At 30.7% G+C, this 20,609-nt stretch carries 17 protein-coding genes; 10 read left to right on the top strand and 7 right to left on the bottom strand.

Features of this window, described 5'->3' with window-relative positions; genetic code table 11:
* Positions 1-2: 2 nt before the first annotated feature.
* Entirely contained in the window at positions 3-1,613 is a 1,611-nt protein-coding gene (locus OS188_RS12540) for a S8 family peptidase (protein ID WP_267149197.1), read from the top strand.
* 58 nt (positions 1,614-1,671) lie between these two features.
* Positions 1,672-3,498, top strand: coding sequence for a M1 family metallopeptidase (locus OS188_RS12535; RefSeq protein WP_267149196.1), 1,827 nt, complete (start codon positions 1,672-1,674; stop codon positions 3,496-3,498).
* 112 nt (positions 3,499-3,610) lie between these two features.
* Here OS188_RS12535 and OS188_RS12530 read toward each other — a convergent pair whose 3' ends face one another.
* Positions 3,611-4,807, bottom strand: a complete 1,197-nt coding sequence (locus OS188_RS12530; protein ID WP_267149195.1) for a succinylglutamate desuccinylase/aspartoacylase family protein — start codon at positions 4,805-4,807, stop codon at positions 3,611-3,613.
* Positions 4,807-6,663, bottom strand: coding sequence for a CBS domain-containing protein (locus tag OS188_RS12525; protein WP_267149194.1), 1,857 nt, complete (start codon positions 6,661-6,663; stop codon positions 4,807-4,809). The genes OS188_RS12530 and OS188_RS12525 overlap by 1 nt, the downstream gene beginning before the upstream one ends.
* A gap of 131 nt (positions 6,664-6,794) precedes the next feature.
* Between OS188_RS12525 and rnpA the strand changes: the two genes are divergently transcribed.
* From rnpA to OS188_RS12510, 3 genes are all read left to right on the top strand, one after another.
* The gene (gene rnpA, locus OS188_RS12520; protein ID WP_267149193.1) at positions 6,795-7,172 is read left to right on the top strand and encodes a ribonuclease P protein component; all 378 of its coding nucleotides are present in this window, start codon (positions 6,795-6,797) and stop codon (positions 7,170-7,172) included.
* Between the two features lie 88 nt (positions 7,173-7,260).
* Positions 7,261-8,898, top strand: coding sequence for a S41 family peptidase (locus OS188_RS12515; protein WP_267149192.1), 1,638 nt, complete (start codon positions 7,261-7,263; stop codon positions 8,896-8,898).
* Between the two features lie 65 nt (positions 8,899-8,963).
* Complete coding sequence (locus OS188_RS12510) at positions 8,964-9,812, top strand: OmpA family protein (RefSeq protein ID WP_267149191.1); 849 nt, start codon at positions 8,964-8,966, stop codon at positions 9,810-9,812.
* On the opposite strand, the gene OS188_RS12505 is transcribed toward OS188_RS12510, so the two are convergent.
* The 4 genes from OS188_RS12505 to rpiB are packed head-to-tail and all read right to left on the bottom strand — an operon-like array spanning position 9,809 to position 12,005.
* Complete coding sequence (locus OS188_RS12505) at positions 9,809-10,252, bottom strand: GNAT family N-acetyltransferase (RefSeq protein ID WP_267149190.1); 444 nt, start codon at positions 10,250-10,252, stop codon at positions 9,809-9,811. The two genes, OS188_RS12510 and OS188_RS12505, sit on opposite strands and share 4 nt — an antisense overlap.
* Position 10,253: 1 nt before the next feature.
* Positions 10,254-10,646 (bottom strand): hypothetical protein, encoded by a 393-nt coding sequence (locus OS188_RS12500; protein ID WP_267149189.1) that lies wholly within the window; start codon positions 10,644-10,646, stop codon positions 10,254-10,256.
* 9 nt (positions 10,647-10,655) lie between these two features.
* Entirely contained in the window at positions 10,656-11,570 is a 915-nt protein-coding gene (locus tag OS188_RS12495; RefSeq protein WP_267149188.1) for a cation diffusion facilitator family transporter, read from the bottom strand.
* Positions 11,571-12,005: a ribose 5-phosphate isomerase B gene (rpiB, locus tag OS188_RS12490; RefSeq protein WP_267149187.1), complete on the bottom strand. Its 435-nt coding sequence runs from the start codon at positions 12,003-12,005 to the stop codon at positions 11,571-11,573.
* A gap of 850 nt (positions 12,006-12,855) precedes the next feature.
* Between rpiB and OS188_RS12485 the strand changes: the two genes are divergently transcribed.
* The 5 genes from OS188_RS12485 to OS188_RS12465 all read left to right on the top strand — a co-directional run bounded on the left by OS188_RS12485 (position 12,856) and on the right by OS188_RS12465 (position 19,701).
* The gene (locus OS188_RS12485; protein ID WP_267149186.1) at positions 12,856-14,115 is read left to right on the top strand and encodes a leucine-rich repeat domain-containing protein; all 1,260 of its coding nucleotides are present in this window, start codon (positions 12,856-12,858) and stop codon (positions 14,113-14,115) included.
* 105 nt (positions 14,116-14,220) lie between these two features.
* The gene (locus OS188_RS12480; RefSeq protein ID WP_267149185.1) at positions 14,221-15,684 is read left to right on the top strand and encodes a T9SS type A sorting domain-containing protein; all 1,464 of its coding nucleotides are present in this window, start codon (positions 14,221-14,223) and stop codon (positions 15,682-15,684) included.
* A gap of 257 nt (positions 15,685-15,941) precedes the next feature.
* Positions 15,942-18,176 carry a ribonuclease R family protein gene (locus tag OS188_RS12475; protein WP_267149184.1) on the top strand — a complete coding sequence of 745 codons (2,235 nt, stop codon included), beginning with the start codon at positions 15,942-15,944 and terminating at the stop codon, positions 18,174-18,176.
* Positions 18,177-18,211: 35 nt separating this feature from the next.
* Positions 18,212-18,886, top strand: coding sequence for a head GIN domain-containing protein (locus OS188_RS12470; RefSeq protein ID WP_267149183.1), 675 nt, complete (start codon positions 18,212-18,214; stop codon positions 18,884-18,886).
* 125 nt (positions 18,887-19,011) lie between these two features.
* Positions 19,012-19,701, top strand: coding sequence for a LysE family translocator (locus tag OS188_RS12465; protein WP_267149182.1), 690 nt, complete (start codon positions 19,012-19,014; stop codon positions 19,699-19,701).
* Between the two features lie 104 nt (positions 19,702-19,805).
* Here OS188_RS12465 and OS188_RS12460 read toward each other — a convergent pair whose 3' ends face one another.
* On the bottom strand, positions 19,806-20,345 hold the full coding sequence (locus OS188_RS12460; protein WP_267149181.1) for a lipocalin family protein: 540 nt from the start codon (positions 20,343-20,345) through the stop codon (positions 19,806-19,808).
* Positions 20,346-20,609 lie beyond the last annotated feature (264 nt).

The following is a 20,609-nucleotide window of genomic DNA, read 5'->3' as shown; positions in this document are numbered from 1 at the left end:
AAATGAAATTATTGAAACCCTTTTTATTTTCAGGACTACTAGCAGTCACTCTATCTAGTTGTGGTGGAGGTGCAGAAATTGTATCAACTCCTGTTGAAAATATTGATTCAGTGCCTTTAAAGGTATCGGAATTAACAGAATTAGAGAAACACACTTGGGGACATTTAGACCTTGTTGCAGATACCATTCCTGGAATGAGTGTTGAAAAAGCTTATACAGAGCTTATTAAAAACAAAAAGGGAGAAGTGGTAATTGTGGCAGTAATCGATTCTGGAATTGATATCGAACACGAAGACCTAAATGGCGTTTTATGGACTAATAAAGGTGAAATTCCTGGAAATGGTATCGACGACGATAACAATGGTTTTGTTGACGATGTTTATGGATGGAACTTCTTAGGTGATGCTTATAACGAGCAATTAGAATTTGTAAGAATTCTTGCAAGTGGAGACACATCTAGTCCTGATTGGGAAAGAGCAGAAGCAGAATACGAAAAAGAATACAAAGAAACTCAAGAAAGAAAAGCTCAATACGATCAAATTTACCAACAACTAAAAGACGCACATGAAGCTGTTTCTAAACATTTTGGAAAAGAAGATTATACAAGCGAAGAAGTAGAAGCATTAGAAACTGAAGACGAAAGTTTAACAAAAGCAGCAAGCATGTTAAGCTTTATGTATGGAAATGGATTTGATGATTCTCAAAAAGCTTTAACTTCTATTAAAGAAGGAGTTGATTATTTTAATGATAAATTAAACTACAACTTAAATAAAGATTTTAACGGAAGAACTACTGGCGACAATCCAAATGACATTACAGATGTTGGTTACGGTAATGGAAATGTTATGCCTTCGGTTAAAAGTGAAAGTCATGGAACACACGTATCTGGTATTATTGCTGCACAACGTGGTAATGGAAAAGGAGTTGATGGGGTTGCAAACAACGTTCAAATTATGAGCTTAAGAGCTGTTCCAAATGGCGATGAATACGATAAAGATATTGCTTTAGCCATTAGATATGCAGTAGATAATGGTGCACAAATAATTAACGGTAGTTTTGGTAAATATTACTCACCACACAGTCAATGGGTAAGAGATGCTATTACTTATGCTGGTAAACACGATGTTATTTTTGTAAACGCAGCTGGAAACGATGGAGACGATTTAGATCAAATAGCTTGTTATCCAAACGATCAAGTAGATAATGGTCCTGAAGTATCAGATACTTTTATTACTGTTGGAGCTTTAGAGCCTAAATACGGAGCTAATATGGTTGCTGGTTTTTCTAACTACGGAAAAATAAATGTAGACGTTTTTGCACCAGGTGCTAAAATATACTCTACAACTCCAGAAAATGAATATAAAACAATGGGTGGAACATCTATGGCTGCTCCAGCAGTAGCGGGTGTTGCTGCATTAATTCGTTCTTATTATCCAAAATTATCAGGAGCTCAAGTAAAACAAATCCTTATGGATTCTGGTTTAGCTTTAACAACTAAAGTAGTTGTTGCTGGAGATACTGATAATATTAAACCTATTGGAGAGTTATCTAAATCTGGAAAAATAATGAATGCGTATAACGCACTAATTATGGCAGATCAGCTTTCTAAATAAACAATTAACAAACCTAAAGCCTCACCCGTTAAAGATGAGGCTTTTTAATTTATTAAAAATGAAAAAATCCTTTGTACTACTTTTTTGTTTAAGTATGCTGTTAACAACAGCCAATACTCCAAGCAAACCACTAGAATTTGAATCTAACAATCCAGGATATTGGCAACAACACGTCGATTATAAGATGGATATTACTATGGATGTCAATTCTTTTCAATACACAGGAACCCAACAATTGGTTTATACCAATAACTCTCCAGATGTATTAAATAAAGTATATTATCATTTGTATTTTAATGCCTTTCAACCAGGAAGTGAAATGGATATTAGATCTCAAACTATTGCAGATCCAGATAGCCGTGTTGGAGATAGAATTGGAAAATTACAACCAGACGAAATTGGTTATATAAACGTAAGTTCTTTAAAACAAGATGGCATTATTTTAAATTATGATGTAGTAGGAACCGTTTTAAAAGTACAGTTACACAAACCTATTCAACCAGGGGAAAAGGTAACTTTCGATATGATTTTTAACGGACAAGTTCCTTTACAAATTCGTCGTTCTGGAAGAGATAGCTCGGAAGGTGTAGCACTTTCCATGACACAATGGTATCCAAAATTAGCTGAATACGATTTTGAAGGTTGGCATGCAGACCCATACATTGGAAGAGAGTTTCATGGAGTTTGGGGAGATTTTGACGTAACTATCAACATAGATAAAAACTACGTAATTGGTGGAACTGGATATTTACAAAATCCTAATGAAATTGGACATGGTTACGAAACCGAAGAGGTAAGTGCTCCTATTGGAAATATGCTTTCTTGGCATTTTAAAGCCCCTAAAGTTCATGATTTTTCTTGGGCTGCAGATCCAGACTTTGTTCACGATACCTTGCAAATACCAGACGGACCAATGCTTCACTTCTTTTATAAAAAGACATTAGCAGATAATTATTTAGAAAATTGGAAAAAACTACAACCAAAAACCGTTGAGTTAATGGAGTTTTTTACCGAACATATTGGAGAGTACCCATACGAGCAATACACTATATTGCAAGGTGGAGATGGAGGAATGGAATATGCTATGTGTACTTTAATTACAGGAGAACGTAAATTAGGTAGTTTAGTTGGAGTTACAGCTCACGAATTAGCTCATACATGGTTCCAGTTCTTATTAGCTACTAACGAGCTTAAATACTATTGGATGGACGAAGGTTTTACAAGTTATATTAGCGATTATGCAATGGATGCTGTAATGGGAAATAACGAAGGAAATCCAGTTGATCGCTCTTACAAAAATTATATCTATTTAGCTACTTCTGGAAAAGAACAACCTTTATCCACTCATGCTGATAGATTTGAATACAATCAAGCTTATGGTATTTCTGCCTACAGCAAAGGAGCTGTGTTTTTAGAGCAATTAGCTTATGTTATTGGAGAAGATAATTTAAAAGAAACACTTAAAAAGTACTATAACGATTTTAAATTTACACATCCAACACCAAATGATTTTATTCGTACTGCCGAAAAAGTTTCTAATTTAGAATTAGGCTGGTACTTAACAGATTTTACTCAAACTACAAACGTTATCGATTATGGAGTACAAGCTATATCTGGAAATACGGTTATATTAGAGCGTATTGGAATTATGCCTATGCCATTAGATATAACTATTACTTATACAGATGGTACAACCGAAGATTATTATATTCCCCTTAGAATGATGCAAGGTAGAAAACCAACTACTGCTACACCTTTATCTGATTGGGCTTGGGCCTACCCAACCTATAGTTTCTTGGCATCTAAACCCGTAAAATCGGTTCAAATAGATCCTAAAGAAAAAATGGCAGATATTAATAAAGTAAATAACAAGTTAGAAAAGTAAATTATTAAGATCTTAATATTTATACAAAAACCTGCAAGCTATAAAAGTCTTGCAGGTTTTTTTATTTTATAAATTATCAAGCTAGTATAAATTAAACAATTACATATAGTTATCACTTTTTAAACCAAGCTTCTCTCTTATATAAATCAAACTTAGAAACACGTTCTCTATTGTATAATAATATCTTTGATTTATCTAATTGCTGACTTCGAAAACCAAAAAGATGAAAAATTTGCTTTGCCAAAAATCTGGTCACTTTTAAATTAACAGACAAGATGCCTTGGTCTTTATTAAACCAAGATATTCCTGGAAGGAAGACTAATAAGTTATCTAGATTATATTTACGTAATAATTCAGAAATTTTTAAGAAAATAGGAGGAATACTCTTTATAATAAAAAAGCCATCAGAGCCTTGTTTTTGATATAAAGGCATAAATATTCTAGCATTATAAGCAGATAAAACAGCTTGCGAATTACTTTCAGCAAGAAGAGTTCCTTTAGAAATAATCTGAAAACTTTTAAATCCTGGTTTCATTTTAAAATTTTCGTCGGGTTTAATTCTATATAAATAAGACACTTCAAAAATATCAGAAATAATATCAGACTGTTTTCTAAGTTGGTTATAATGCATGTCAAAATCTAAAAGCTTTTCTTTATCCATAGCTTGGGTATAAACCAAACTCAAATAAATAAAAGATTCGCAATTTAAAACAGCATCTAATTCGTCGTGCTGGCCAGATTCAAATCCTAGAGAAACATAACCTAATTGATTGATATAACTAAGTAAAGGACCTTTTAAAAATTCTTCTATTCCTAAAACCACAGGAACTGGAAAGAGCTGAGAAAACTTTCTATTAATTAGAGCATCGTTAATTGTAATAAAAGGCAATGTTTTACTTGATGTAGTATGGAAATCTATAAAATAAATAGGTCCAGAATGTGTGTCTTTTATATCTTGTAATAGCTTATAAATTTCAAGTTGTTCTTTTTCTTCAGAATTTAATTTTTCTTTAGAAATTAAAGTATCCAATTCTTCTTGGGTCCACATTCTATTTAAATCCTGTTCTATGTATCGCTTATTTTTAGAAAGAGCATTTAAATTCCCAGCAATGGCATAAATTGTTCCTTTTAAATCTGTTTTTGAAAAATTTTTTAAAGCATGGGTTAAAGCATAAATTCCTGCTGTTTCATTACCATGAATCCCTGCAAAAAAAACAAGAGTTGGTCCGTTTTGCGAACCAGATATTTTAGCAATTAATCTTTCTAGCTCTACTTCTTTTTCTAAAGCTTTACTTCTAGTAATAATCATTAATTAAAAAAATCTTTTGAAGTTATCAAACCAATCAATTTTCCATCTTCCACAACTGGAAGACAATTTATCATATTGTTTAACATCAATTCTTTGGCAGTTTCTAGACTTTCGTATTGAGAAATTGTAAGTAAATCTTTAATCATAACTTCTTCTACCGAAACCCCTTTATCAATAGATAATTTTGAAAAGCCTTTAATATCAGTATTGGTAATAAGTCCGATAAGCTTTTTGCCTTCGTCTATAACTGGCATATGTCTTATATTTTTCCATGTCATCATTTTCTTTACAAGCTTTAGACTATCGTCTTTATGAACAGAAAAAATATCTGTACTCATAGCATGTTTTACAAAATAAGTGCTTGTATCTACCTCAACCTCATTTTCTTTAATAAGGTTCCAGGAGCCAACAGGATAATTAAGTTCTTGTTTTTCGTATAACTGAGATGTTAAAATTTGAGCAGCTGCGTATTTAGTTTTAGTTTTAGATTGCTGTCTAAAGTTTTTTATAAGCCATTGCGATCCATTATAAGATTTTACACGATTTTCAATAATTGTTAAGTATTTTTCAACATCCTTTGGATTAACATCTGCCTTATACAAACCTCTATAAGCCATTGGCAATAATTTATCTAAGATTAACTGATGGGTTGATATATATTCTCCATCCCAAAACATTTGGGTTCCCATGCCATATCTGGCAGCACTAAAAAAGTTTGATTTTACATCTTTAAAATCCCATTTTTCATGAATATCATTGTATTCTGAAGGTTTTCCAAGCATAAGTCCAACCCAAAACATCATATTCGCAATTTCATCTGTAGTTGTAGGTCCAGATGGAATATATCTATTCTCAATTCTTAAATGAGGTTTTCCTTCACCAACACCATAACAGACCCTATTCCATCTATAAACTGTGCCATTATGAAGGTTTAAAGCTTTTAGTTTTGGTATTTCTCCACGTTCAATCATGTCTACACTATCTGTAATGTATTCTGATGTTACCATGCTTCTAAACCTAGAAATATTGTCTCTAAAAATATCTGTAACTGTGCCTGTTTCCCAATTATTTCCAAAACTAACTCGTGATTGGTTTTCATTTAATAAAAAAGAATTGGCTCTGGTGTCCACACTTTGCGTAAATAGAGCAATTCTAGTTTCTGCCCAAAGTTCTTTTCCAAAAAGCATAGGCGAATTGGTACAAATACTCAAAACAGGTCCCGATATAGCCTGTGCCCAATTATAATTTTCTATAAATTGATCTGGATGAATCTGTAAATGCATTTGAAAACTATTATTACAGCCTTCTAGCATTACCGAATCATGGATTAAACTCAGCTCATCCACTCCTTTAATATGAATGTGAAAATCTTGATTTCTCGATTCCTTTACAGCTTCATTTAAAACAAAATAACGCTTAATAGGTGTCATGTTTTCAATAGTAATATGTTTTAGAGATAAGGTTGGTAAAATACCTGTAAGAACAATTTTAGAATGGTGCTTTTTAGCAACTTCTTTAGCTTTTTCTAATAAAGTAGTTAATTGATGTTCTAACTTTGAAAAACAATCTGTTTTTAGTTCTAAAGGATCTAAATTTATCTCCAAATTAAAATTTCCTATTTCGGTAGTAAAATGATCGTCGTTAATGTCTTCCAAAATTTTAAGTGCATTACCACTAGGAAAAAATGCTTTATCAACAATAAAAAACTCTTGCTCTGCGCCAATTCTTATGGGTTCTTTTTCAATTAAATCTTCTTTCAGCATTAAATCTAAAGCTTCAAGATCGTTCATTAAATGGTGTATATAATTGGCGTGTTCCTTTTTGTTTTCAAGTTTTGTTACATGTAAATTTCCCATTGATAATTAGTTTTTGTTATAAGACTATAAGTTACAGGAAATCAATAAAATAAAACATGACCAATATCATATATAAAAAGGAGGCTTAAAGCTTATTCGTATTTATTACATTTGTTACCTTGTTAATATTTATGAACGCATCTTATCCAAAAAAAGAAAAGCTTAAAAGCGAAAAGTTAATTGCTAAACTATTCCTAGAAGGTAAATCGGTTTCGGCTTATCCTTTAAGAATGGTCTATCTAAAAACTACCTTCGACGAGGATACATTAGTAAAAGCTGGCGTTTCAGTTTCTAAACGAAATTTTAAAAGAGCAGTAGATAGAATTCGGATAAAACGTTTGTTACGTGAAGCTTACAGAATAAATAAAGCAACTTTTTTTAACAACTTAACAACACCATATGCGTTTATGATTTTGTACATTGGGAAAGAAAAACCGACTTTTGTAGAAGTTGATACTAAAATGAAAAAATTGCTTCAGAAATTTGTAGATAAAAGTATTAAAGAATAAATTTCTAATGTAGCAGCAACTCTAATTTTTTGGTGAATTAGAAGGTAATAATATGGATGTTTCAGCTAACAAATAAAAAAATAAACACGTGAAAAATAAATTAAAGAGACTGATTATAGTTCCTGTTTTGGCCCTAACCATATTTTTTACAGGATCTGCTTTTCAAAACGATTTTTTTGAAATAGCTAAACAAATTGAAATTTTCACCACTTTATTCAAAGAAATAAATATGAATTATGTGGACGAAACCAATCCGGCAGATTTAATGGATACAGCCATTAAAAGCATGCTAAAAGATTTGGATCCATACACTAATTTTTATAACGAACAAGATGTAGAAGCAGAGCGTATTAGACGTACAGGAGATTATACCGGTATTGGAGCTAAAGTAAGAACCCTAAAAGATAGGTTGGTTATTGTAGAACCTTATAAAGAATATCCGGCAGATAAGGCAGGATTAAAAGCTGGAGACGAAATTATTAAAATAGGAGAGATTGTTATTTCTAGTTATAAAGATGATGCGGGCGATTTATTAAAAGGCACACCAAACTCTGAAGTGGAGGTAACCTATTTACGTCAAGGAAAAGAACATAAAGCTACTATAAAGCGATCTGAAATAGAAATTGATGCTGTGCCTCACTTTTCTATGATAGACGATAAAACAGGCTATATTGTGTTAAGTACTTTTAATAATAAAGCCTCTTCTCAAACTGGTTATGCACTAAAAGATTTAAAAGCTCAAGGTGCAGAGCGTATAATTTTAGATTTGCGTAATAATCCAGGTGGCTTACTTCACGAGGCTGTAAATGTGGTAAATTTATTTGTGCCAAAAGGGCAATTGGTAGTAACTACAAAATCTAAAGTAAAGAAATATAACAGAACATATTACACACAAAAAGATGCCATTGATACCGAAATTCCTTTAGTGGTCTTAATTAATGGAAGTAGTGCTTCTGCCAGCGAAATTGTTTCAGGTTCTTTACAAGATTTAGATCGAGCTGTAATTTTAGGCTCTAGAAGTTTTGGAAAAGGTTTGGTTCAACGTCCTAAACCATTGACATATGGAACACAAATAAAAATAACTATTTCTAGATATTATACGCCTTCTGGCCGTTGTATTCAAGCTTTAGACTATGCCAATAGAGACGCCAAAGGAAATGCTGTAAGAATAGATAGTAAAGAATATCACGAATTTAAAACCAAAAACGGTCGTCCGGTATTTGATGGAGGAGGAGTGCTTCCAGATGAAACTCTAGAAATTTCAAATAATACAGCAATTACCGATGCTATAATAAACGATTTTTTACTATTCGATTATGCTACAGATTACTATTATAAGCATACAGACTTAAGTGATATGAGTAATTTCGAGCTAAAAGATTCCGATTTTAAAAACTTTAAAAACTATTTAAACACCAATAATTTCTCCTTTATAACGGAAACAGAAAAATCTTTAAATGTTGTTTTTGAAAATGCTAAAAAAGAAGATTTAGACGATAATATTAAATCAGATTATAACGCCTTATTAAAGAATTTAAAAAATTCTAAAGAGCTGGCTATTAACGAAAATAAAGAGCAAATTTTATCTTTATTAACAGACGAAATAGTAAAACGTTATGTTTACCGTGAAGGATTATACGACTATTATAAAACTCATAATCCGGAAATTAAAAAAGCAACAAATATTCTTTCAAACCCTATAAAATACAAAGATTACCTTAGGTAATTTGGCATAGATTGAAATATTAAATGTAAATACTTATATTTACTTACAAATTTCATGTGCCTCTTATGAAAACATTTTTAATATTAATATTATTCTTTATTGGTTTTAGTGTATCTGCCCAAACAGAGTTAACACATGAGGTCTATTTTGAAACTGATGAATTTGAAGTACCTCCAACAGAACATAACAGGCTACTTATTTTCCTTTCTAAAATTGAAGCTTTAGATATAGAAAAAATATCCATTTACGGTTTTACAGACGATAGAGGAAGTGATTCTTATAATTTAGTTCTTTCGCAAGATAGAGCAAACGCTATCAAAACCATTTTCTCAAACAATGAGTTTGATGAAAGCATTATTACAAATGTGGACGGAAAGGGAAAGATTTTAGTTAAACTTATTAAAGAAGAAGATCTTAATAAAATTAGAGGTTTAAACCGAAAAGTTGAAATTATTGTTCAGCCTTATAATCCTCCAAGAGAAATTAAACAACCAGAAAAAAAGGATATTACCGAATCTTTATTAAACGAAGATTTAAAAGCTGGTGATAAAATTCGATTAGAAAATATTTTGTTTAAAACAGGATATAGCGTCTTACTTCCAGAATCTAAAAAAACATTGGAAGAAATGGCCGATGTGTTAGTTGAAAGAGAAGATATTTACTTTACTATTCAAGGACATGTATGTTGCACGCAATACAGTAGAGATGCCATTGATAGAAAGACCAAACAGCGAAACCTATCTTTAGCCCGAGCAAAATATATTTATGATTATTTAGCAAAAAAAGGCGTGGATAAAAGACGAATGAAATACGTTGGAATGCGTAGAAAATTTCCTCTAGGTGGCGAAGCAAAATATGACAGACGAGTAGAAATTTTAATTACTTATGTGGGCCAATCTAATCAGAAAAACTAGTTTTTTATCATGGCCATATGCGGAATTCCATCTTCCAGATATTCCTCTCCGGTTTCAATAAAACCTAAATTATTATAAAAGCTTTTTAAGTAACATTGGGCTGATATTTTAATTGTATTTTCATTAAAAATATCTTTAATAGCAGCTATAGATGCTTCCATAATATCATAACCATATTTATTTTCCCTTTCATTTTTTGCCACAACTACTCTTCCAATACTGGCTTCCTTAAAATAAAATCCAGGTTTAAAAATACGTGTATAAGCCACTAAATTATGGTCTTTATAACCAAGAACATGAAGCGCTTTATCATCCTTTCCATCTACATCTTGATAAGCACATTCCTGTTCAACTACAAACACTTCTGCTCGTAATTGAAGCATCTGGTAAACCTCTTCTTTGCTTAATTCTTCAAAAGTTTTAGTTGTAATATCAAGCATTTTAAAAAGTTTTTCTGGTTATAGAAACCGTTTGGTTATTAGAAATATTTACTTCAAAATAATACAAGCCATTTGTTACTTTGGTATCTTCATTAAAAAAAGAAGGTGAAAAAGAAAAATAAGCATCTGCTGTTTCAATTCTAATCTCGGCTTCAGAATAAATATGAAGCATTTCTAAAAATTCAGAAAACTCGCCAGGCTCTAAAACTTGATATACAAAGGTGGTATTATCAGCAATTATTTCAGTTCTAATAAATCTGTAATTGGTATTGTTTTTAATTCCTACTTCTAGTTTTTTTGACTCTGGAATGTTATTTTCTATGATATTATTAGTTAACTCAGAACAAGAAATAGTTAATAATACGGCTAAAAATAAGAATCCTTTAAACTTCATAATTAAATATTAATCTTGAACAATAACCTCTTTTGGGTCTTCTTTCTTATATTCTGGTTGAATGGTTACATGATTGATGTTAAATTCGTCATGCAAGACTTGTTCTATTTTATGTAACAATATATTAAACTCTTTAGTGCTAATATTTTCTTCTAAATCTAAATGTGCTTCTAGATGCAGCTCGTCATCACTTAAGTTCCAAATATGTATATGATGTAGTTTTTTAACTTTTGGTAACTTATTAACAAGCCTAACCACATCTTTAATATTTATATGATCTGGCGTAAACAACATGAGCATTTTTGTGGAAGTTTTTAATAAATCTAAACCAACATAAATTAAGTATAAAGCTATTAAAAAAGTTAATAAACTATCTACCCAGAATATTTGGTAATATTTCATGAGTAAACCTCCTATAAGAACAGCTACACTAGCTAACATATCTGTAAATAAATGGAGATATGCAGAACGAATATTAATATTATTTTTAGATTCTTTTTTTAATAATAGCACGCTAATTCCATTAGCAAAAATTGCTATTAAAGCTAGCCATATAACAAGGTTAGATTCAATCTCGTACGGATTTTGAAAACGTTTTATAGCTTCAATAATTAGTAAAATAGCTATAATTATTAAAGTAGCAGCATTTACAAAAGCGGCTAAAATTTCGGCACGTTTATAACCAAAAGTTCTATTTATAGACGCTTTTTGTTTAGATAATTTAGAAGCTATAAAACTAACAACTAAAGAAATAACATCGCTAAAATTATGTAAAGCATCACTTAGTAGTGCTAAACTTCCAGAGACAATTCCACCAACAATTTGAACAGCAGTAATTAAAATGTTTAAGAAAATAGCTAACAATAGCTTTCTATCCTTCACATCTTTATAAGACTGTACATGATGTTGATGTGTCTGACTCATTTAACAGGACACAGGAATTTTATTAACCCGATTTTCATGTCGTCCTCCTTCAAATTCAGTTTCTAAAAAAGTATCCACCATTTCAAGAACCTGTTGCAAAGCAGTAAAACGCGCAGGAATACTTAATATATTGGCATTATTGTGCTGTCTTGCAAGTGCCCCAATTTCTTTGGTCCAGCATAAAGCAGAACGTACGCCTTGGTGTTTATTAGCAGTCATATTTGCCCCATTTCCACTCCCACAGATAATGATACCTAAATCGGCTTTTTTAGTTTCTACATCTTGAGCAACTGGATGTACATAATCTGGATAATCCACACTCTCATTAGAATCTGTTCCATAATTTGTAACTGTAAAACCTTTAGCTTCTAAATGTTTAATTACTGCAAATTTGTATTCTGTTCCAGCATGATCGTTACCAATAGAAATTTTCATAAACTTATTTTTTAATTTATTCCCGACAGCTCGGAAAAATTATTTCTTTTAAGACTATAAAGTTACTAAATTTTAAAATGACATTTATTTATTCAGTATATCTATAAACAGATTCTTTTTAAATTATTTATTCAATTTGAAGAGCTATTTTTATATAAAATTTTAGAATTAAGATACATTCAAAAATTAATTCTTAGAATAAATAGTCTTTATAAATAACTATAATAAGCTAAGTAATTCATAATCATAGCTATTAGTTGTATTTCTATGAAGCCTTGTTAATAAAGGGATAGATTGTTAATAGCTTCATTAAATAAAACTAACAACCTGTTAATAACTGTTTATAATTATTTAAAACTAAAACATGGTTTATCCAAAAAATTTTCCAATCAAAAACCCACTTGAAATAACCTAAATATAACTCAGCTATTTTTGGACAACTTTTCAGCTATAAATTTAGCTTTATAAACACATATTTTTGGAATACTTATAACCAGTTAAGATACAAAAACAGTTATCAACAGTTGTTAACAGCTTTCAAAATTAACCTATAAATGAAGCTTTTAAATGTAAATCTATTGTTAATTACATATTAATAGAACGTCAATAAGCACATTTCAAAATAAAACTTAATAAAGTTATACCTGCTATTAACACCCTATAATCATCATTAATATTTTTTTAAATTTTAAAAGAAAAAGTTGATTATGTATATATATGTTGATAACTGATTTTTTAATCTCTTTTTTATAAATACCAATCCAATCCCATTAAAAATAATAATTAGAGAAAGTGTTAACCTAAGACCATTTTAGACATAAAAAGATGTCTAATCTTTAAATATTAAATTATGAAACAATATTTACTTTTATTTTTATTTAGTATCAATTTTATACAGAGTCAAACCTTTAACGATGGCACTTTAGAGTATACCGTAACCGATGTGACAAATAATTACGTATCGGTAACAAGTTATAATAATATTTGTCCTACAGGCAGTTTAGTTATTCCAGAAACCGTTACTGATAATAGTATTGTATATACTGTAATAGAAATAGCCGAATTTGCATTTAATGCATGTCCTAATTTAACTAATGTTTCGTTACCCGATAGTATAAGCATAATTAATACTGCTGCATTTAGAAATTCTTCAGGTTTAACAAGTATTAATATGCCTGCTAATCTTATCAGTATAGAAAATCAAGGTTTTTCTGGTTGTAGCAGTTTAACAAATGTTACCTTTCCTGTGGGTTTAACAAGTTTAAAACGAAGAGCGTTTGAAGATTGTACGAGTTTAACAAATGTTAATTTACCTAACAGTGTAAATTTTGTTGGTTTCGAGGCATTCAAAGGATGTACTAGTTTAACAGATGTGTCTTTATCTAATAGCATGACAAATATTAATACTGCTGTATTTTATGGTTGTTCCAGTCTAATAAATGTTTCAATTCCTGATAGTATTACCAGTATTTCGTCTTTCGTATTTTATGGTTGTACAAGTTTAATATCTGTTAATTTACCAGCTAATTTAGATGTAATTTGGGATAGAGCTTTTTTTGGGTGCACTAGTTTAACCACTATAAATTTTCCAAATACTTTAACCAGTATCGGTGAACAATCATTTTTTAATACAAATCTTAATGAAATTCATATTCCCGAGAGTGTTACAACTATAGATGAGGGCGCTTTTCAATTATGTGATAATCTTACCAATGTTACCGTAAACTGGAATACTCCACTAGCAATTGATGCAACAGTTTTTGCTAGTGTTCCAATAAATACCATTCCCTTAACCGTACCAGTGGGAACCATTCCAGATTATCAAGCAGCAGCTGTTTGGCAAGATTTTGGTTCGTTTATTCTAACTATAACAGATTTTGAAGTAGCTAAAACCATTAGGTTACATCCAAATCCAACTTCAAATTTTTTAATTATTAAATTAGACCATGTGTCAGATTTAAAAACAACATTAATCTATAATAGTTTAGGGCAATTAGTGTCTGAAGAGAAAACAACTAAAATTGATGTTTCGAATTATTCTAAAGGTATTTATATTGCACAAATAGAAACAACCAATGGAAAAATATCTAAAAAATTTATAGTTAAGTAAACAGCTCTAGAAATTACGTTTAATGACAATAAGATTTTTATTCTAAAGGGATAAGTATGCTCACATTTAATTATAATCTCGATATAGATACAAAATACTTTAGTTATGAAACACATTCTACTTTTTTTAGGTTTATGTATTGGATTTTTAGGTTATAGTCAAGTTCAATTGGGTGAAGATATTGATGGAGAAAACGAATTTGATGGCTCTGGACGTTCCATTAGTCTATCTGCAGATGGAACTATTGTTGCTATCGGTTCGCCAAGAAATTCTGATGTAGCATCACATGCAGGACATGTACGAGTTTTTAGATTTGAATCTAATGCCTGGATTCAAATAGGTAATGATATTGATGGCGAATTTGAATTTGATCGTTCGGGATCTCCTGTAGCTTTATCTGCAGATGGCAGCATCGTGGCTATTAGTTCGCCTACAAATAGTACCAATGGATCTGGTGCAGGTAAAGTACGTATATTTAGAAATGAAAATGATAGTTGGGTACAGATTGGCAATGGTATTTATGGTGAAACTTATGATAATTTTGGTAATTCAATAAGCATTTCGGCCAATGGAAATATTATTGCTATTGGTGCTTATTTTAATGAAACTAATGGAACGGCTTCAGGGCGTGTTAAAATTTTTGAAAATCAATCTGATAATTGGGTTCAAATTGGTTCTGATCTGGAAGGCGAATTTGCTGGCGGATATTTTGGCGTTTCGGTTAGTTTGTCTTCAGATGGAAATTTAGTGGCTATTGGTGCCAGTAGAAACCCTGTTAATGGTATTAGTTCTGGGCAAGTTCGTGTTTTCGAAAATCAAAATGGGATATGGAATCAATTAGGAAATGAAATAAATGGTCAGGCTTATGATGGAGCTGGTTCAATTATAAATTTATCTGGAGATGGTAATATTGTAGCGGTTAGATTTACACCAAATAATGATTCGTTTAATTTAGGGATGGTAAGAGTCTATGAAAATCAGTCCAATATTTGGACTCAAATAGGAAATGATTTAATTGGCGATAGTGAAGCTGAAAGCTTTAGCAGTAGTTTTAGTATGTCAGAAACAGGAACTATTATGGCTATTGGATCTGCTACTTATTCGAATACAGACGATTATTCTGGAAGAGTAAAAATATATAAATATATATCTGGAAATTGGACTCAAGTAGGAAATGATATTCTTAGTGAAGCTGCTGGCGATCATTTTGGAGTGGCCGTAAGTCTTTCTGCAGACGGAAGTGTTGTGGCTATTGGGGCTCATTTAAATGATGGAAATGGAAGTAATTCAGGCCATGTAAGAGTTTTCGATTTATCCGCTATACTTTCAGTTGAAGAACATGATGTGTCAAACTTCAAGCTTTATCCAAACCCAACAATAAATCAATTTACAATTCAATTAGAAAACGCATCAGAATTAAAGAAGGTTTCTATTTTCAATATCTTGGGTCAACAGGTATTAACTTCTAAAAAAACTATTATAAATACTTCACAACTAGCCTCCGGTTTGTATTTAGTAGAAATAGAAACCAATCAAGGAAAAGCAACAAAACAACTTGTTATAAAATAATTAACTAAATTTTATTACAAAATAGAAGGCTTACATTAATTTGTAAGCCTTTTTACGTTAACTTAATATTAAAGAAATATTTATTTAATATTAAAACCGTAGCTTTGTATAAACTTAATATCTTGTTATTGCGTTCACTTAGTTTATTAGAAGTGAATACATGTAACTCTTCGCTCTAAGAATTAAGGTAAATAACAATAAGATTCCTTCCCGATAGCTATTGGGATAAATAGGAATAAAATGATTACATTTAATACATGACAAAAAAGAAACACAGGAAACCTTCTAATAATAAGATTTCCAACCTTACAAATACCATTCTAAGTATTTTAAAAAAAGATAGAAACAATTCCTTTAATTATAAACAAATAGCTTCTAAAATTGGTGTTAACGACGCTAGTAGTAGAAATCAAATAATAAAAAAATTAAAGCAACTTCAGGCTAAACAAGAAATAGAAGAAGTTGACCGTGGTAAATACAAAGCCATTGTAAATACCGAGTATCACACTGGTATAGTAGATATGGCATCCAAAGGTTCTGGATATATTATTAGCGACGATTTTGAAGACGATATTTTTATTGCTTCAAATAATATAAACAAAGCGCTTCATGGAGATGAAGTAGAATTTTATGCCTACAAACGCTTAAAGCGAGGCAAACGGGAGGGCGAAATTACCAATATTATAAAACGTGCTAAAAGTGAATATGTTGGGGTAATTCAACTTCATAAAAATTATGCTTTTGTAGTGGTAGATGGTAATAAAATGTACACAGATATTTTTGTTCCTATCAACAAAATAAACAACGCTGAAGATGGAGATAAAGTCCTTGTTTCTTTAGAAGATTGGCCAGAAAAAGCCGATTCGCCTAATGGTAAAATTATTAAAGTTTTAGGAAAACCTGGAGAGCATAATACAGAAATACACGCCATTTTAGCAGAATATGGTTTGCCTTACGATTTTCCGTATGAAGTAGAAGAATATGCAAACACATTAGATACTTCAATTACCAAAGAAGAAATTGCTAAACGTCGCGATATGCGCGATGTTTTAACTTATACTATAGATCCCAAAGACGCTAAAGACTTTGACGATGCCTTGTCATTTAGAGTCTTGGATAATGGTTTATTTGAAGTAGGAATTCATATTGCAGATGTTTCTCATTATGTGCAACCAGATACCATTTTAGACGACGAAGCTTACGAACGTGCAACTTCAGTTTATTTAGTAGATCGGGTGGTACCAATGTTACCGGAAGTGTTATCAAATAATGCTTGTTCTTTAAGGCCAAACGAAGAGAAATACACATTTTCTGCAGTGTTTCAAATGAATGATAAAGGTGAAGTGAAAAACGAATGGTTTGGTAGAACTGTCACGTATAGCGATGCCAGATTTGCTTACGAAGAAGCACAAGCAATTATTGAAAATAATCCAAATTTAACTTCCCCAGATATTTCTCAGTTAAACAAAATTGATATTCATATTCCAGCAGAAGTTTCCATTTCTGGAAAAGCATATAAAACAACTCCAGAAATAGCATTTGCTACGCTAAAATTAAACGAACTTTCAAAAATTATGCGTTCTAAACGCATGCGTTCCGGAGCAATTTCGTTCGATAAAGTAGAAGTAAAATTTAATCTGGATGAAAATTCAAATCCTATTGGCGTTTTCTTTAAAACAAGTAAAGATGCTAATAAATTGATTGAAGAATTCATGTTATTAGCCAACAGAAAAGTAGCTGAATTTATTGGAAAACAATCTCCTAAAAAGACTTTTATTTATAGAATTCATGACGAGCCAGACGAAAGTAAATTAGATGCCTTACAAAATGTAGTAAGTCGTTTTGGTTATAAACTAGATTTCAAGGATACTAAAAGTATTTCTTCATCTTTAAATAACTTATTAAAAAGTGTTGAAGGAAAAAAAGAACAAAATTTAGTAGATACTTTAACCATTAGAACTATGAGTAAAGCCGAATATTCTACACATAATATTGGGCATTACGGCTTAGCTTTTAATTATTACAGTCATTTTACTTCGCCTATTAGAAGATATCCAGATATTATGGCACATAGGTTATTACAACATTATTTGGACGGTGGAAAATCTGTAAACGAACAGGTTTACGAAGATAAATGTAACCACTCTAGTAATATGGAAAACCTGTCGACAAAAGCAGAAAGAGATTCTATAAAATACATGCAAATTAAATTTATGCAAGATCATAAAGACGAGGAGTTTGTGGGTGTTATTTCTGGAGTTACAGATTGGGGAATTTACGTAGAAATTATAGCCAATAAATGCGAAGGTATGGTAAGTGTTCGCGATATGAGAGACGACCATTATGTTTTTGACGAAGATTATTATGCTTTAGTTGGAAAAAAGAATAAAATCATGTACCAACTTGGAGATGAAGTTGTTGTAAAGGTGAAAGATACCGATTTAGTTAAAAAACACTTAGATTTTACCTTAATAGGAAAACATGAGGAATAGTTTTTGTAGGTCCTATTAAATTAAAATAAAAAAACATGATAAAACAGATTATTTTTGCAAGCTTACTGTTTGCAGCAACTGCTATAAACGCACAAGTAGAAAAAAACTTAGGAGATTTTAAAGAGCTTAAAGTATACGATAGAATTGAAGTAGAGCTTATAAAAGCTGAAGAAAATAAAGTAGTTATTAAAGGAAGTAATACGGCAGATGTAGTTTTAGTTAATAAAAATGGAAGTTTAAAAATTAAAATGTCTCTTAAAAAAAGCTTCGATGGAGATAATACTACCGTACAATTATATTACAAAACTATTGATGTAATTGATGTAAACGAAGGGGCTTTTGTTAGTTCTAACGATGTTATTAAGCAATTTGAAATAGATACTCGAGCTCAAGAAGGTGGAAGTATAAAGCTTATGGTTGAAGATGTCACTTTTGTTGAAGCTAAAGCTATTACCGGAGGTGTAATTCGTATTTCGGGACAGGCAAAAAGCCAAAACATAGATTTAACAACTGGAGGTTCTTTTTTAGGAAAAGAGCTAATAACTGAAACAGCAAAAATTAATATTAGAGCTGCTGGCGAAGCACATGTTAAAGCTACAAAGGAAGTAGATGTTAAGGTAAAAGCAGGAGGAACAGCTTATATTTATGGAACTCCAGAAACAGTAAAAGAAGACATTCTTTTTGGAGGAAAACTAATTCGTAAAGATTAGTAAAGTTTAACTAACTTAGTAAGTGTATTTTTATCGCTTTTTTAAGCGTTGAATTCACCTACAAACAACTTTATCTTTAAATCGCTAAAAAAAATATGTAGTTTTGTAGAAAACACCTTTTTTGTATGCAAGATGCTATTCTTACAGCAATTCCTTTTGGTATTCTTTTGTCCTTCACTATTGGGCCTGTATTTTTTGTGCTTCTAGAAACTAGCGCAACAAAAGGGTTTAAAAGTGCTTTGATATTTGATTTAGGAGTTATTCTTGCAGATATTTTATTTATTATAGTTGCGTTTTATAGTACAAGTAAACTTTTACATAAAATAAAAGACGATCCCAATTTCCTTATTTTTGGAGGAATTCTTCTTGCTGTCTATGGGTTTATTTCATTTATAAAAACCTCTAAATCTTTTCGAGACATAGTTAGAGAATATCATACAGTAGAAATTAAAAAGAATTTCGGAATGCTTTTTATTAAAGGATTTCTCCTAAATTTTATAAACGTAGGTGTGCTTTTAGGATGGTTAGGCTTTATAGTTATTGGAAGTTCTTTAACAAATTCAGAACAAGAACTTTATGTGTTTTTAGGAACTATTTTAATAGTCTATTTTTTAGTAGATTTATTAAAAATAGTTGCAGCAAAAACTCTTAAAAGTAAACTAACCCCAAGACGTATTTTTAAAACAAAAAAAATTGTTTCTTTAGTCATTCTAGGATTTGGTATTTTATTATTGGTACAAGGCTTTTTTCCGAAAGAAAAGGAGAGAATTAAGGATAAATTGGAACAAATAAATCCAATTAATAGGAATAATTAAAAATGAGAACTTTAAATAAAATGAACCTTTTATAATTTTAGTTTAAAAGGTTCATTTTATTTAAAACAACTTTGGATGTTTTAATGTGATTTATTAGTAATATTTTAAACTCTTTCTAATGTCATTTTAATAATGATGTCCATACTTTCTAACATCGGGTTTGGTGTACCCGTATTCATATCTTTTAAATTGGCACTTAGCTTTAGTACATTACCATCTATTTGGTCAATATAATACTTAATAGTTGTTCCATTTTCGTTATGTATTAGTAACTCATTCCCGTTTACTTCCCAAGTGCCTTGTCCAAATAAATCACTTCCTTCAAAACTTTGATTTTGAGGTGTGCCCATAACCGTCATTTGCATTTCTAAAGAAATATTTCCGGTAACAGAAGTAAAGGTATTGTCTTGCATAAAATTAAGTCTATTACTTTCTTCAATGTTCACAAAACTGCCTTCATATTCTATAGGTACAGTCATTCCACCTAAATTAATATCTGCAGAACCTGCCGGAATGTGGCCTTCAGTTAAGGTCCATGTACCAATTAGATTATTGGACTCTAACTCAATATTATCATCGTCCGAAGAGCACGATACATTAGCAATAATTAGAAAACTGAATAAAATAAATTTAAAAATTTTCATAGTTATATATTTTAGCTTTTAATGCAAAAACATAGATAAGGTTAACAAAATGTTTATACTAAAATAAAATAGTAGTAATTCTTTTTCTAGTGTGGCTTCAATTAAAGTTATCGGAGAATCCTGGTAGCTGATGTTATACTTAAATTTTCGGAGAGGTGTTAATTTATCTTTTCGAACCACTGTAGTTATCTTATTCTATATTGTCCAAAATTTAAAATAAAAAAACCTTTAATTATTAAGTTTAGGCTTTCAGAGAAGTTTCAG

Origin of the sequence: Xanthomarina sp. F1114 (assembly GCF_026410255.1) — a bacterium.
Taxonomy (GTDB): Bacteria; Bacteroidota; Bacteroidia; order Flavobacteriales; family Flavobacteriaceae; genus Xanthomarina.
The sequence above is the reverse complement of the archived record's forward strand: the minus strand, read 5'-3'. Positions and strand labels throughout refer to the sequence as shown.

Excerpts from the sequence above, each read along its gene's own strand:
- OS188_RS12525 (WP_267149194.1), bottom strand. The coding sequence starts at position 6,663 with ATGGGAAATTTACATGTAACAAAACTTGAAAACAAAAAGGAACACGCC.
- OS188_RS12475 (WP_267149184.1), top strand. The coding sequence starts at position 15,942 with ATGACAAAAAAGAAACACAGGAAACCTTCTAATAATAAGATTTCCAAC.
- OS188_RS12535 (WP_267149196.1), top strand. The coding sequence starts at position 1,672 with ATGAAAAAATCCTTTGTACTACTTTTTTGTTTAAGTATGCTGTTAACA.
- OS188_RS12460 (WP_267149181.1), bottom strand. The coding sequence starts at position 20,345 with ATGAAAATTTTTAAATTTATTTTATTCAGTTTTCTAATTATTGCTAAT.
- OS188_RS12505 (WP_267149190.1), bottom strand. The coding sequence starts at position 10,252 with ATGCTTGATATTACAACTAAAACTTTTGAAGAATTAAGCAAAGAAGAG.
- OS188_RS12530 (WP_267149195.1), bottom strand. The coding sequence starts at position 4,807 with ATGATTATTACTAGAAGTAAAGCTTTAGAAAAAGAAGTAGAGCTAGAA.
- OS188_RS12465 (WP_267149182.1), top strand. The coding sequence starts at position 19,012 with ATGCAAGATGCTATTCTTACAGCAATTCCTTTTGGTATTCTTTTGTCC.
- OS188_RS12540 (WP_267149197.1), top strand. The coding sequence starts at position 3 with ATGAAATTATTGAAACCCTTTTTATTTTCAGGACTACTAGCAGTCACT.
- OS188_RS12480 (WP_267149185.1), top strand. The coding sequence starts at position 14,221 with ATGAAACACATTCTACTTTTTTTAGGTTTATGTATTGGATTTTTAGGT.
- OS188_RS12510 (WP_267149191.1), top strand. The coding sequence starts at position 8,964 with ATGAAAACATTTTTAATATTAATATTATTCTTTATTGGTTTTAGTGTA.
- rpiB (WP_267149187.1), bottom strand. The coding sequence starts at position 12,005 with ATGAAAATTTCTATTGGTAACGATCATGCTGGAACAGAATACAAATTT.
- OS188_RS12470 (WP_267149183.1), top strand. The coding sequence starts at position 18,212 with ATGATAAAACAGATTATTTTTGCAAGCTTACTGTTTGCAGCAACTGCT.
- OS188_RS12500 (WP_267149189.1), bottom strand. The coding sequence starts at position 10,646 with ATGAAGTTTAAAGGATTCTTATTTTTAGCCGTATTATTAACTATTTCT.
- rnpA (WP_267149193.1), top strand. The coding sequence starts at position 6,795 with ATGAACGCATCTTATCCAAAAAAAGAAAAGCTTAAAAGCGAAAAGTTA.
- OS188_RS12485 (WP_267149186.1), top strand. The coding sequence starts at position 12,856 with ATGAAACAATATTTACTTTTATTTTTATTTAGTATCAATTTTATACAG.
- OS188_RS12495 (WP_267149188.1), bottom strand. The coding sequence starts at position 11,570 with ATGAGTCAGACACATCAACATCATGTACAGTCTTATAAAGATGTGAAG.